Source organism: Shewanella olleyana, from assembly GCF_023283825.1.
In the GTDB taxonomy this organism is placed as follows: Bacteria; Pseudomonadota; Gammaproteobacteria; order Enterobacterales; family Shewanellaceae; genus Shewanella; species Shewanella olleyana.
In genome coordinates this window covers 173,975-188,513 of the sequence record NZ_JAKILD010000005.1, presented here as the reverse complement: position 1 = coordinate 188,513, position 14,539 = coordinate 173,975, and the positions used below count along the sequence as shown (strand labels likewise).

Sequence of the window (14,539 nt, the reverse complement as noted above, 5' to 3'; positions counted from 1 at the left end):
TCCTTTCCCCCGTAGGGCGTATGCGGTATTAGCAGTCGTTTCCAACTGTTATCCCCCTCGACTGGGCAGATCCCTAGGCATTACTCACCCGTCCGCCGCTCGTCAGCAAAGAAAGCAAGCTTTCTTTCTGTTACCGCTCGACTTGCATGTGTTAGGCCTGCCGCCAGCGTTCAATCTGAGCCATGATCAAACTCTTCAATTAAAGTTTTGTTGTTATTACCCGAAGGCAACAACGGCTCAATGAATTCTGATTACATTATGCAGACTCGGAAGAATCTACATCCTGTTTGTTACATATTGCTATGAACACTCATCACTTACGTGATTCAGAAAATATTGATAATAATTTTGATTGCTGCATTCTTTACGAGAAAGAGTGAGCAATTTCGATTAACTCAACACCTGTGAGTGTCCACACAGATTACTTGATAAATTGTTAAAGAGCGTTAGCGCATCTCGGTAAGCCCGAGTGGCTAGGGATGCGTATTTTACGCAATTCCCGTTTCGCGTCAAGTCATTTTTAAACTAATTTAAAAACTCTTTTAAGCGTCACTTTACAGTGAACTGATTTGGCGTGTACACCATGCTATTGCGTGGTTTGCCGTGTCAGTGGATGCGCATTATAGGCAGATTCTGAAACACCGCAAGCGCTTTTTTAAAATAATTTCAATTATTTTAAATCTTTCTATTTAGCCACAAGCTAACCACTATTAATCCACAGCCTTATCCACAAACCGACTTTTAGTGGCTGTTTCTTATACTATTTTTTAGATATAAAAAAAGCAGCTAATAATAGCTGCTTTTTATAATCACGAAATAAAACCTAATTTAGGTCAACTTACCATGACATTGTTTGTACTTTTTACCTGAACCACATGGACAAGGATCATTTCGACCAACCTTTTCACCATCTCGGATGACAGTTCTTGGCATTGCTGCTTCAGCTTCTGTTTTATCAGTTAATGCTTCAGAAGCAGCATGTTGATAATCACGTTGGATCTTAGCTTCTTCATCTCGACGGCGCTGCTCCATTTCATCAACATCTGACTGAGCTTGTACTTGTACTTTAGATAGCACACTAATAACGTCTAATTTAAGTGACTCAAGCATTTGCTGGAATAACTCAAATGACTCACGCTTATACTCTTGCTTAGGATTCTTTTGAGCATAACCGCGTAAATGAATACCTTGACGCAAATGATCCATCGCAGCTAAATGTTCTTTCCATAAACCGTCTAGAGTTTGCAGCATGACAGCTTTTTCGAATTGGCGAAGTACCTGTGCACCTACCATTTCTTCTTTCGCTTTGTATGCCTCACTCCAACTGGTTACGATTCTTTCACGTAGCGTTTCTTCGTGTAAGTCTTCTTCAGTATCTAACCATTGTTGAATAGTTAACTTAAGACCGTACTCTTGTTCTAAGCGCTGCTCTAAACCAGGTACATCCCATAACTCTTCAACTGACTGTTGAGGAATGTATTGATCAATTACAGTGCTAATCACATCTTGTTCAATGTTTGAGATAGTATCTTCGATACTTTCTGCATCCATCAACTCATTACGTTGTGAGTAAACGACTTGGCGTTGGTCATTGGCAACATCATCATATTCAAGTAATTGCTTACGAATATCGAAGTTACGCGCTTCAACTTTACGTTGAGCATTTTCAATTGCACGTGATACCCAAGGATGTTCGATGGCTTCGCCTTCTTCCATACCTAGCTTTTTCATCATGCCAGTGACTTTATCTGATGCGAAGATGCGCATTAAGCTATCTTCCATAGATAAATAGAAGCGTGAAGAACCAGCATCACCTTGACGACCTGAACGACCACGTAATTGGTTATCAATACGACGAGATTCATGGCGTTCAGTACCAAGAATGTGCAGACCACCAGAAGCTATAACTGCATCATGGCGAACTTGCCACTCAGCTTTAATTTTAGCGATTTGATCTTCGGTTGGATTCTTCAGCGCTTCAACTTCAACTTTCCAGTTGCCGCCTAATACGATATCCGTACCACGGCCCGCCATGTTTGTTGCAATAGTCACAGTACCTGAACTACCAGCATCGGCAACAATTTGTGCTTCTTTTTCATGGAACTTTGCATTCAAAACTGAGTGAGGGATTTTTGCTTGCTTTAATAGCGTGGCTAATAACTCCGACTGCTCAATTGATACTGTACCCACAAGTACTGGTTGGCCACGTTCACGGCAACCTTTAATATCAGTAATAATTGCGTTGTATTTTTCAGTTGCAGTTAAATAAACCAAATCAGCCATGTCATTACGAACCATTGGCTTATTTGTTGGTACTACTACTGTGTCTAGTCCATAGATATGCTGGAATTCAAATGCTTCAGTATCAGCAGTACCCGTCATACCCGCTAACTTCTCGTATTGACGGAAGTAGTTTTGGAATGTGATAGACGCTAAGGTTTGGTTTTCATTTTGAATATTTACACCTTCTTTAGCTTCAACAGCTTGATGTAAACCTTCAGACCAACGACGGCCTGGCATAGTACGGCCAGTATGTTCATCGACAATAATCACTTCGCCATCTTGAACAATATAGTCAACATCGCGTTCGAATAATTTATGCGCGCGAAGTGCTGCATTTACGTGATGCAATAAAGAGATGTTGGCGGCAGAGTAAAGTGAATCACCTTCATTTAACACGCCAAGCTCGATAAGAAGTTGCTCTACCTTTTCTTGACCACGTTCAGTGAAGTGAACTTGTTTTGCTTTTTCATCAATACTGAAATCACCTTCACCAATCTCATCTTCAGTATCTTCTTTCTCTTGAACGATAAGGTTAGGGATTAAGGTATTTACTTTGATGTAAAGCTCAGAACTGTTTTCAGCAGCGCCAGAAATAATCAATGGTGTACGCGCTTCATCAATTAAGATCGAATCGACTTCATCGATAAGTGCATAATGAAGAGGACGTTGAACACGCTCTTGAGGAGAGAATGCCATATTGTCACGAAGGTAATCGAAACCAAACTCATTGTTAGTACCATAGGTAATATCTGAGTTGTAAGCTTCTTTCTTCTCAACTTGGCCAAGACCCGCAACGTTAATGCCGACGGTTAAGCCTAGGAATTCAAAAAGAGGACGGTTATTTTCAGCATCACGACCCGCAAGGTAATCATTCACGGTAATAACGTGAACACCTTTACCAGTTAAACCGTTTAAGTATGCTGGAAGTGTTGCGGTAAGTGTTTTACCTTCACCCGTTCTCATTTCAGCAATACGGTTACTATCTAAAACCATACCACCTAATAATTGGACATCGAAATGACGCATTTCGAATACACGCTTTGATGCTTCACGTACAGTAGCAAAAGCTTCAGCCATGATAGCTTCTAATGTCTCACCATTTTCAATGCGCTGACGAAACTCTGCTGTTTTTGCTTTTAGTTCATCATCTGTCAGCTTTTCATATTCAGCTTCTAATGCGTTAATCTTAGTTACAACTTTACCAAGGCCTTTCAAGGTACGGTCGTTACGACTGCCGAATACTTTTGTCAGTAATTTGCCTAACATCTTAATCACTTATCTCTTGTAGGTTGAGCTCAAATGAGCGACTTAACCGAAAATGTTATTAACTAGCCTTGCGATAGACGAACTTTCTTGGATCTATTTGCTGTCCATTTCGCAACACTTCGTAATGCACGTGGGGACCGGTTGACCGGCCTGTGCTACCCATACTGGCAATTTTATCGCCTTTGGCAACGACGTCACCTAGGTTTACTGACATAGATTTATTGTGTCCATAACGAGTGCGGTAACCATTTCCATGATCAATTTCCACAAGCCCGCCATAACCAAGCATATTTCCTGACCATGTAACCACACCTGCAGCAGTTGCAATTACATCGCCGCCTTCCTTACCCGCAAAATCAATGCCTTTATGCAAAGTTCTACGACCATTAAAAGGGTCATTTCGTAAACCGTAGGGCGAAGATAACCAACCTTTAACGATTGGTCGCCCTGATATATAACGTTCTTTATCTATATGGAGATTAGTTGCCACGGTTTCAAGTAGTGACAACTGAACATTATTATTATCAATTCTGGAGGCCAACTGTGACATATCGTCTAACAGTTGGTTTAGTTCGACGCCAGCGCCTATTTCACTCAAACCACCAACCCCGACTTCAGTAGAGAAGTCGAATTGATCTTCAAGTAAATTATTTTCGGCAACTTGCTGGCCTAACGCTTCAAGTCGAGTAACGTTAGCTTGCATTCTTGCGACGTGGGCAACTAAAGTGCTTAATTGAGTTTCTGTCGCTTTTTTGAGATTAATGACTTGTTGTTTTTGCTGTTCGCGCAGTTTTTGATTTTCATCAACTTTGGTTTGCTGCGCAGCAAAACGATCAGCACTCTGCTGGTAAAGACCAGTTCCTGCCGCCACTAAAAGGATAGGTAGAAGTAACCAACGTTTGCTAGGGTGCCAACGTGTTACTCCATTTCGACCTTGAATAAAAACTGTTACACTCATAGCCTAACTCAGCCATCTTATTATCATATGAAAAAGCCCCCTCAAGATCTCAGTAGATTACTACATCAATCGGGAACATTACCGGAACTCGCTGAGAAAGCAGAACTATTAAATCAACTGAATACTTATGTAAAGCAGTGTTTAAATGGTCCTGTTAGTGAACAGCTAAAAGTCGCTAATCTTCGTCAGGGTGTTCTTGTTATTGAAACTACTTCGGCTGCATGGGCTGCTAGAATAAATTTCCAAAAGACCAAACTACTGCAACAACTTCAGGAAGAAACGCTTCCAATGCTTACCGCTATAGAGGTTAAAGTCAACCCAGGGATAGCAATTACGCCAAGTAAAGCACCAACTAATTATGCAAAAATCAGCCCTGTTGCTGCAGAACACCTGCAGACATTGGCTGATCACGTAGAAGGTTCACTAGGCGAAAAACTAAAACGGCTGGCTGCATTAGCCAGCCGTAATAGGCAATCTTAATTTTTACGCTAAAGATACAGCGCCTGGCACCATGAAGCTCAGTGGTACATCAACTTCATTTTCAAAGCTGACTAATTCCCACGCTTCTTGTTGTGCAAGTAATGCTCTAACCAATTGGTTGTTTAGTGCATGGCCTGTTTTATATGCACAGAACTCACCAACAATGGCATGACCTGCTACATATAAATCACCAAACGCATCAAGAATCTTATGCTTAACAAACTCGTCCTCATATCGCAGACCGTCAGGGTTAAGGACACGATACTCGTCAAGCACTACAGCATTTTCCATGCTGCCACCTAGTGCTAAATTATTAGCACGTAGATATTCGATATCTTGCATAAAGCCGAATGTTCTAGCTCGGCTAATATCTTTAACAAAAGCAGATGTTGAAAAATCCATCACCATATGCTGTTGACTGCGTGAGATCTCAGGGTGATTAAAGTCAATTTTAAAATCGACTCTAAAGCCTTTAAATGGCTTTAATTCTGCCCATTTGTCACCGTCTTCAACACGAATGGTTTGATTGATTTTAATATATTTCTTAGCTACCGATTGTTCTTTAATACCTGCGCTTTGCAGTAAAAAAACAAACGGACTTGCACTGCCATCCATAATCGGGATTTCAGGAGCATCAACTTCGATAACGGCGTTATCTATGCCAAGGCCTGCAAGTGCTGCAAATAAATGTTCGATAGTTGAAATGCGAACACCTTCATCATTCACTAATGCCGTACACATAGTTGTTTCACGGACAAGATTAGCCTTAGCAGGAATTTCCACTGCTGGGTTTAAATCTGTACGTCTAAGTACGATACCAGTATTGACAGGTGCGGGCATAATGCACAGAGTTACCTTGTTGCCGGAATGCAATCCGACACCAGTACTCTTCACCATTTTTTGAACAGTTCTTTGAAAAATCATTCAGTTACCCGTTTTAATCACTTTAAAATAAACATTCTTGAGCTACATATACTGAGTTAACCCAGTAAGCTGAGGCGGTATACTACCATAAAATTGTCTTTTCACAAAAAAGAACCCTTTAAAGTCTTTTTATCCGTCTCTACTTACATAAGCAACATTTTATCAACATCTTAGGTTTTTAGATTTTCATTTTTACTATCAGCAACTAATCAGCTTGCTTACGTAAAAATGCTGGAATATCTAAGTAATCGCCATCAACTCGTGCTGCAGGTTGCGCAGCTTGTTGAGGAGCTGGAACTGCATTACCCGTTGGCGCAACGTAACTTGCTGCAGCTGGCTCTTCTACTGGCTCAACTTTAGGCTCAATGACCGGTGCAGGCTCAGGGCGTGAAACAGGCTTAGTGACTAATTGAATATCAGGCTTTTTCTCAGCACCAATACCAGTAGCAACAACTGTTACACGTAGCTCTTCACTCATTTCAGGGTCAATAACAGCACCAACAACCACAGTCGCATTGTCTGAAGCATAAGCTTTAACATGGTTACCCACTGTTTCTAGCTCTTCAATACTGATATCCATACCTGCAGTGATGTTGACTAATACGCCACGCGCACCAGCTAGATCAATATCTTCAAGTAATGGACTTGCAACAGCTGCTTCAGCCGCTTCTTCAGCGCGATCATCACCGGTTGCTACGCCTGTGCCCATCATGGCATTACCCATTTCTGACATAACCGTTTTCACATCGGCGAAATCCACGTTGATTAAACCTGGGCGAGTAATTAACTCTGCAATACCTTGTACAGCGCCTAATAAAACATTGTTCGCCGCAGCAAATGCGTCAAGTAATGAAGTGCCTCGGCCTAATACTTTTAATAACTTTTCATTAGGAATAGTGATCAGTGAATCAACATGTTTTGCTAGCTCTGCAATACCTTGATCAGCAAAAGTCATACGCTTTTTGCCTTCAAAAGGAAAAGGTTTTGTCACAACTGCAACAGTTAAAATACCTTCTTCGCGAGCAATTTCAGCAACAACAGGCGCAGCACCCGTTCCGGTACCACCGCCCATACCTGCAGCGATAAAGACCATGTCAGATCCTTTAATCGCAGCGCGGATGTTTTCTTTATCTTCAACAGCAGCTTGGCGACCCACATCAGGATTTGCTCCAGCACCAAGACCTTTAGTGACATCGCGCCCTAATTGAATTGTTGAACCAGCACCTGATTTGCGTAATGCCTGAGCATCCGTATTCGTTACGATAAACTCAACACCTTCGATGCTGTGTTTAACCATATGTTCGACAGCGTTACCGCCACCACCACCGACGCCGATGACCTTGATCACCGCTTCGTCATTATGTGTGTCCATGATCTCAAACATTGTCTGATCTCCGTTTGTCTGCGTTATTAAAATTCACCCTTAAACCAGCTTTTGACCCGATTCAAAAGACTGGTAACCCCTTGACGTTCAGGACGCTCGAACTGACGTTCGATAACGCGTCTGGCGCCATAATGAAGCAAGCCTATACCTGTAGAATATATAGGTTGATCCACGTATTCATTTAACCCTTTTACTGGCAGCGGCGACGCCACCCTAACTGGCATACCGAAAGTCGCTTCAGCAATATCAACTGCACCAGTAATCGATGCGGTTCCGCCTGTTAATACTATGCCTGCAGCTATTTGATCTTCTAAGCCACAGTCAGTTAATTCTTTTAATACCAGTTCAAATAATTCCTGATATCTTGGTTCCACTACTTCCGCCAATGTGTGACGAGACATACTGCGTGAAGGACGACCGCCTACTGATGGCACTTCAATGCTATCTTCACGGCTCACCATTGAGCTTCTCGCGCTAGCAAATTGCACTTTAATTTGCTCAGCATGCGTTAATGGCGTTCTAAAAATTTTGGCAATATCACTGGTAACTTGGTTACCTGCAACAGAAATCACGGCGCAATGTCTAAGGGCGCCATTGGTGTAAACAGCGATATCTGTTGTACCGCCACCAATATCAACGATGCAAACACCTAGATCTTTTTCATCATTGGTTAACACTGAATCAGCTGACGCAATGCCTGAAAAAACCAAATCATCGACGGTTAAACCACAGCGCTCAACACTTTTAGTGATGTTCTTTGCCATGTCATTTGCACAGGTGACGATATGCGCTTTCGCTTCCATTCGCATGCCTGACATGCCGATAGGACTCTTAATACCATCTTGAACATCAATTGAATATTCTTGTGGTAACACGTGCAAAATACGTCTTTCCGTTGGTATTTTTACTGAACGTGCAGTATGAATAACGTTATCAACGTCTTCTTGCGTTACTTCTTCATCATTAATTGACACCATGCCATTCTCGTTCTGACATGCGATGTGTTTACCTGAAATACTTAAATACACTGATGATACTTGGCAATCAGCCATTAGCTCAGCCTGGTCTAGTGCACGCTGGACACTCTTAACAATAGAGTCCAAATCATTCACGCCACCTTTATCCATACCACGGGAAGGGTGATTACCTAAACCGACCACGCTTATCTCACCGTCAGGCAGCACTTCACCAATGATCACTGCGACCTTGGACGTGCCAATATCTAAGCCTACGATAAGATTTCTTTCCTGATTTTTGGTCATTTAGTGTCGACTCTCTGTTTTAGTATCATCCCAACCAACGGCGACTCCGGTGTCATAGCGCAAATCGATCGTTGCTATTGGCTTTTCATTACGTGTTATTTCAGGATAAACATTAATAAATCTTTGGATTCTCGACATCTTGTCTTCTCGTCCTAGTTCGAGAAGGATGCCGTTATCTAACGTTGCATGCCATGCATGCCTTGGGCTTAAACTTAAGCTTGCGAGTTTAAAACCATTAATACTTAATAAATCAGACAATTGCTGATAACTGGTTAACACTTCAGAAGACATTTCTTCTGGGCCTGAAAGCAAAGGCAAAAGGCTAATGCTCTCATGGGTCTGTGCAGCAAACACTTCACCATTAATGTTAAGCCAATCATCACCATTCCAATGTGCTACTGCATGCTGCTCTTGCAAGGTCACCTTCAGTTTTGCAGGCCACTCTCGTCTAACGGATGCATGGTAAACCCATGGTAATGCTTCTAACGCTTGTTGTACCTCACCTACATCTGCACTAAAAAAGCTTCGTTCCATTAGTGCCTGCAATGCCGCTTGTATTTCAGCATCTGAGGTATAAATTCTTTCGCCTTTAATCGCCACTGCATCAATGGGTAAAGCATCAGCATCGTTGAGTAAAACATTCAACTTCAATCCCGCCCAAACTATGGTGAGCAGTACCGTCAGCAAAAACAGTAAGCCTGTATATAAGTACCAATTGACTTCACTCAAATGGCCTTTCAGTTGGCGTGCTTTATCACTCCACGCCACAGTTACTGTATCTCCAAACTGTACACTGTCACTTTCATTAGGCAATTCACCATTATATCCAGCATGCTGACTGTATTAAAGCTTATATTTACAGACAGTTATAGTACAAAAAATGTTCATCACATTTAAGTGGTGAAGGTCCAAAATTATTTATCAAAACCTAAATTGCTCGATGCTAATAACTTTGATAATGCGCCAATATTACCCGCACCTTGCGTCAGTAATAAGTCACCTTCTTGCAATACATCTGGCAGTACATCTGTTAATAATTCAGGTGATGCGACAAAAATCGGGTCCACTTGCCCACGTAGCCTGATTGAACGACACAAGGCACGACCATCGGCTCCAGGGATTACGCTTTCACCCGCGGCATAAACATCTAACAGCAATAAACCGTCAACTTGTGATAACACTTCAACAAAATCTTCATACAAGTCACGTGTTCGACTAAAACGATGCGGCTGATACGCCATCACTAAACGCTTATCCGGCCAGCCAGCTCTAGCAGCTTTAATCGTTGCTAAGACTTCACTTGGGTGATGACCATAATCATCCACTAACATCACTTTGCCATTAGCGGTATCAAATTCACCAAGGTGTTGGAAACGTCTGCCGATGCCTTCAAATTCAGCTAACGCTGCAACAATAGATTCATCATCAATATCATCTTCACTAGCAACAGCAATTGCAGCTAATGCATTTAACACGTTATGTTCGCCAGGAAGATTTAACACAATATCTAAATCATCACGGTTTTTACGACGAACACTGAATTGGCTCTGATGACCGACTTGTTTAAAGTTCAGCGCTTGCACGTCGGCAACATCACTAAAGCCATAAGTCACCACTTGTCTGCCAACCCTTGGCATAATTTCTTGAATCACTTCATCATCGATACACATCACAGCCACACCATAAAATGGCAGGTTATGTAAAAAGTCCACAAATGTGGTTTTCAACTTTTCAAAATCACCACCATAGGTGTCCATGTGGTCAGCTTCGATATTAGTGATCACACTGACCATAGGCTGTAAGTGTAAAAAGCTCGCATCACTCTCATCTGCTTCAGCAATCAAATAACGACTAGTACCTAAACGAGCATTCGTACCTGCACTGTTAAGTAACCCACCAATAACGAAAGTAGGATCACGCTCAGCTTGTCCATACACGCTTGCGATTAAGCTGGTTGTCGTTGTTTTACCGTGAGTGCCAGCGATGGCAACTCCGTGACGATAACGCATAAGTTCTGCTAACATTTCCGCACGGCGCACGATTGGAATACGACGCTCTTTTGCAGCAATGATTTCAGGGTTTTCTTTATCGATTGCAGTCGAAACAACAACGACATCAACATCAGCAACGCTTTCAGCCTGATGACCAATAATGATCTTGGCGCCTAAACTCTCTAATCTTTCAGTAACACTGTTAATGGCAATATCTGAGCCACTGATTTGATAACCTTCATTCACTAACACTTCGGCTATCCCACCCATACCTGCTCCGCCTATTCCGACGAAATGGATTTTTTTAATCCTTCTCATCTCTGGGATCATGGTGCGTAACTGGGCGTACTTTTCTGTTTTAGTCATTTCAATCCTTTCGTGCTAATTCAGCACAAATACTCGCTACACGTTGGGTTGCATCTAACACTGCAACACTTCTGGCCTGTTGTGCCATCTCTGATACAACGTGTCTTTTTTCAGCGAAAAGGGTTAACTTTTCAGCTAAATTTTCTGCGTTTAATATGGTTTGCGGTAATAAAAATGCCGCACCGGCTTCTACTAATACTGAAGCGTTCTTTGTTTGGTGATCGTCTACTGCATGTGGATAGGGCACCAAAATACTGGCTCTTCCCACCGCTGCTAACTCAGAAACGGTTAACGCTCCTGAGCGACAAACAACAATATCAGCCCAGCGATAAGCGGCTTCCATGTCATCTATAAATTCTGCCACATTGACACTGGCTGCTTGACCCTTGTCTTGATATTGGCTTTTTACGGTAGTCTGATTTCCTTTGCCTACCTGATGCCAAACCGTAATTGAATGTTGTTGGCTTAATTGCCCTACAACATCAGGCATGACATCGTTAAAAATTTTGGCGCCTAAACTGCCACCGACGACTAATACTTTTAACGCTTCATCGTCACAAACCTTGGTTTTTTCTCCTAATTCGATAAGCTCTTGTCGAATTGGGTTACCTACAACCTCAGCATTGGTTGCCGGTAAAAAGGTATTTGGAAAAGCACAAAGTACTTTACTGGCAATACGAGATAACAACTTGTTGGTCATCCCTGGAATTGCATTTTGTTCATGCAAAACTAATGGAATACCAGAGAGCTTTGCCGCTACGCCACCAGGGCCGCTAGCAAAACCACCCATACCTAAAATCACATCAGGCTTGTACTCATTAATAAACGCTTTAGCTTGCATGATTGAACGTAAAATCTTAAACGGCGCTGCCAGCTTTCTGATGATACCGTTGCCGCGCACGCCTTTAATATCGATGAACTCAATATCAAATCCATGCTGAGGCACTAAACGCGCCTCCATCCTATCAGCAGTACCTAACCAACGTACTTGCCAACCTTTTTTAGCTAATGCTTTTGCCACTGCTAACGCCGGGAACACATGTCCACCCGTACCGCCAGCCATCACCAATAATTTGGGTGCATCAGTCATATTAGGGCTCATTTCTTTACTCTCCCTTGCACCGCTTGTGTCAAACTTAGCCGCCTTTCGTAATCGATTCGTATCAATAGCATCACGGCTGCAGTCATTACCCATAAGCTACTGCCACCATAACTAATAAAGGGCAGTGTTAATCCTTTTGTGGGTAACATCCCAATACTTGCGCCGACGTTTACAACTGTCTGGAAACAAATCCAAATCCCGATCCCGTAGGCCAAATAGCTTTCAAATGGGCGCTGAATACTTAAACATAAATTGCCTAAACGAATTGCTCTGAACGCTACAAAAAACAACACGGTTAATACACAAACAATGCCTACAAAACCTAACTCTTCACCAATCACAGCAAAGATAAAATCTGTGTGAGCCTCAGGCAGGTATGACAGTTTTTGAATACTGTTGCCTAAACCTTGGCCAAAAATATCGCCGCGTCCATAAGCCATCAGTGATTGGGTTAGCTGATAACCACTACCAAATGGGTCTTCCCATGGGTCCAAAAAGGACGTAACCCGTCGCATACGATAAGGCTCAAACACCACTAAAAATACAAAAGAGCCAACACCAAAAATCATCAAGACTAAAAAGTCAAAAATCCTAGCTCCCGCAAGGAATAACAAACTGACAGTACAAACAAACAGTACAACGACAGTTCCTAAATCCGGCTGTGCCAAAATCAACAAAGCAAATAATGTAAATACAATAATGGGCTTAATGAAACCTTTACTGTTTTCTCTTAATTCGCCATGTCGACGTACTAAATAACCCGACATGTAAATAATGAACACAAACTTGGCAATTTCAGCAACTTGGATCCTAACAGGCCCAACCGATAACCAGCGTGTTGCCCCATTTACCGTTGTGCCGACAACTAAAACGGCTACCAACATGAGCAGCACTAACAGCACTAAGTAGGCGCTATACCTTTCCCAGAACTTCAGTTCTATGTTCAGCACTGCATAAGCAATAACACCACATCCCATCAGATATGCCACATGGCGATAAATAAAATGGAACGGATTTTCTGTCAGCTTTTGAGCTTCAGGCATAGAAGCTGACATCACCATAATAAAACCAAAAGCTATCAAGCCAACAACGGCGACAAACAAACTCCGGTCATACAACTGATCACTTGGTGAAGTTTCAGATAATATATCTGGCCAAGACCTCTTTAGGACTTGTTGGAATAAGCTAAGTTGCTGCTCACCCCTCGCCATCTTCAATCTGCTCCACTAATTGCTTAAAGTGATGGCCTCTTTCCATGAAGTTCTTGTACATATCAGTACTGGCACAAGCTGGAGATAATAAAACGATATCCCCTGAAAAAGTTATTTCAACTGCTTTTGCCACTGCTTCTTCAAGGTTATTAACCGTAATACTATCCGCTTTTAATGCAGCGATTTTTGCGCCATCTTTGCCAAAGGTAATCACTTGAGTCACATTGCTAAGCGAAGCTTCAAGCTCTTTAAAGTCTGCACCTTTGCCTTCGCCACCGGCAATTAGAATCAAATCGCCTAAGTGGTCGCTTAACCCATTTAAAGCCGCAACAGTTGCCCCTACATTGGTTGCTTTGGAATCATTGATGTATGTAACGCCTTGCTTAAGGCCCGCCATCTCACATCGATGCTCTAAGCCCGCAAAATTTGATGCGATATCAATCATAAAGCGCTTATCAATACCGCAAGCATCCGTTAGCGCCATAGCAGCTAACAAGTTGGCTTGGTTATGGCTACCGATTAAGCTGACCTCATGTAAATTCATGATTTCACTTTCGCCATGTAATATCTTGCCATCTGCAATGCCCCATTCATCACCTTCAGGAACTCCTAAACCAAACGTATTTTGATTTGTTGGCTCATCAGGAAATGTCAGTTGATCATCGCGATTAAACATCACGAATCGGCTTTGCTGATATAGACGTAATTTTGCCGCTCGATACGTATGAATGTCATGGTATCTGTCCATATGATCTTCACTGACGTTCAAGCATGTTGCCGCAATACAATTCAAGCTGTGGGTCGTTTCTAATTGGAAACTCGATAATTCCAATACAAAATACTCAGCATCTGTAGCAAGTAAATCCAATACAGGAATGCCGATATTGCCGCCCACCGCGACCTTTTTACCAGCAGCTTTGAGTATGTCGTAAACCAGAGTCGTCACGGTCGTTTTACCGTTTGAGCCAGTAATCGCGACCACACAAGGAGCCCTATCAGCTACCGCTTGAGCAAACAGCTCAACATCACCTATCACTTCGATACCCATATCAATCGCTGCGCGAATTTCAGGTGTATCAACCGCAATGCCAGGGCTAACAATAATATGTTGTGCTTGCACTAAATAACGACACACAAACCCGCCAGTAAGTAGTTCAACATCAGGGAATTCCTGCGCTAACGTATCTCGGCCAGGCGGTGCTCGTCTGCTATCCATCACCAATGGTGTAATACCTTGGGACATCAGATAACGCACAACAGATAACCCTGTTGCACCTAACCCCAAAACAATATGTGAATAGCTTGATTGCAT

11 protein-coding genes and 1 rRNA gene are annotated in these 14,539 nt (G+C 42.4%); 1 reads left to right on the top strand and 11 read right to left on the bottom strand.

Annotated features, from left to right (window positions below; all coding sequences use genetic code 11):
* The 3 genes from L2735_RS05675 to L2735_RS05665 all read right to left on the bottom strand — a co-directional run.
* A 16S ribosomal RNA gene (locus L2735_RS05675) occupies positions 1 to 202 on the bottom strand; the annotation flags it as partial.
* Positions 203 to 828: 626 nt separating this feature from the next.
* Positions 829 to 3,549, bottom strand: a complete 2,721-nt coding sequence (gene secA / locus L2735_RS05670) for a preprotein translocase subunit SecA (protein ID WP_248983787.1) — start codon at positions 3,547 to 3,549, stop codon at positions 829 to 831.
* Positions 3,550 to 3,607: 58 nt separating this feature from the next.
* On the bottom strand, positions 3,608 to 4,507 hold the full coding sequence (locus tag L2735_RS05665) for a M23 family metallopeptidase (RefSeq protein ID WP_248983774.1): 900 nt from the start codon (positions 4,505 to 4,507) through the stop codon (positions 3,608 to 3,610).
* Between the two features lie 27 nt (positions 4,508 to 4,534).
* Here L2735_RS05665 and L2735_RS05660 point away from each other — a divergent pair, with 27 nt between their 5' ends.
* Positions 4,535 to 4,987, top strand: coding sequence for a DUF721 domain-containing protein (locus tag L2735_RS05660; protein WP_153914463.1), 453 nt, complete (start codon positions 4,535 to 4,537; stop codon positions 4,985 to 4,987).
* A 3-nt stretch (positions 4,988 to 4,990) separates the two neighbouring features.
* On the opposite strand, the gene lpxC is transcribed toward L2735_RS05660, so the two are convergent.
* The 8 genes from lpxC to murD form a co-directional block, all read right to left on the bottom strand.
* Entirely contained in the window at positions 4,991 to 5,911 is a 921-nt protein-coding gene (lpxC, locus tag L2735_RS05655; RefSeq protein WP_153914464.1) for a UDP-3-O-acyl-N-acetylglucosamine deacetylase, read from the bottom strand.
* A 205-nt stretch (positions 5,912 to 6,116) separates the two neighbouring features.
* Complete coding sequence (gene ftsZ / locus L2735_RS05650; protein ID WP_248983773.1) at positions 6,117 to 7,295, bottom strand: cell division protein FtsZ; 1,179 nt, start codon at positions 7,293 to 7,295, stop codon at positions 6,117 to 6,119.
* A gap of 26 nt (positions 7,296 to 7,321) precedes the next feature.
* Complete coding sequence (gene ftsA, locus L2735_RS05645) at positions 7,322 to 8,557, bottom strand: cell division protein FtsA (RefSeq protein WP_153914466.1); 1,236 nt, start codon at positions 8,555 to 8,557, stop codon at positions 7,322 to 7,324.
* Positions 8,558 to 9,370 carry a cell division protein FtsQ/DivIB gene (locus tag L2735_RS05640; protein ID WP_428848293.1) on the bottom strand — a complete coding sequence of 271 codons (813 nt, stop codon included), beginning with the start codon at positions 9,368 to 9,370 and terminating at the stop codon, positions 8,558 to 8,560.
* Positions 9,371 to 9,471: 101 nt separating this feature from the next.
* Complete coding sequence (gene murC / locus L2735_RS05635) at positions 9,472 to 10,914, bottom strand: UDP-N-acetylmuramate--L-alanine ligase (RefSeq protein WP_248983772.1); 1,443 nt, start codon at positions 10,912 to 10,914, stop codon at positions 9,472 to 9,474.
* Position 10,915: 1 nt separating this feature from the next.
* Complete coding sequence (gene murG / locus L2735_RS05630; RefSeq protein WP_248983785.1) at positions 10,916 to 12,004, bottom strand: undecaprenyldiphospho-muramoylpentapeptide beta-N-acetylglucosaminyltransferase; 1,089 nt, start codon at positions 12,002 to 12,004, stop codon at positions 10,916 to 10,918.
* Between the two features lie 8 nt (positions 12,005 to 12,012).
* Positions 12,013 to 13,227: a cell division protein FtsW gene (ftsW, locus tag L2735_RS05625; RefSeq protein ID WP_248983771.1), complete on the bottom strand. Its 1,215-nt coding sequence runs from the start codon at positions 13,225 to 13,227 to the stop codon at positions 12,013 to 12,015.
* Complete coding sequence (gene murD, locus L2735_RS05620) at positions 13,214 to 14,539, bottom strand: UDP-N-acetylmuramoyl-L-alanine--D-glutamate ligase (protein ID WP_248983770.1); 1,326 nt, start codon at positions 14,537 to 14,539, stop codon at positions 13,214 to 13,216. The genes ftsW and murD overlap by 14 nt, the downstream gene beginning before the upstream one ends.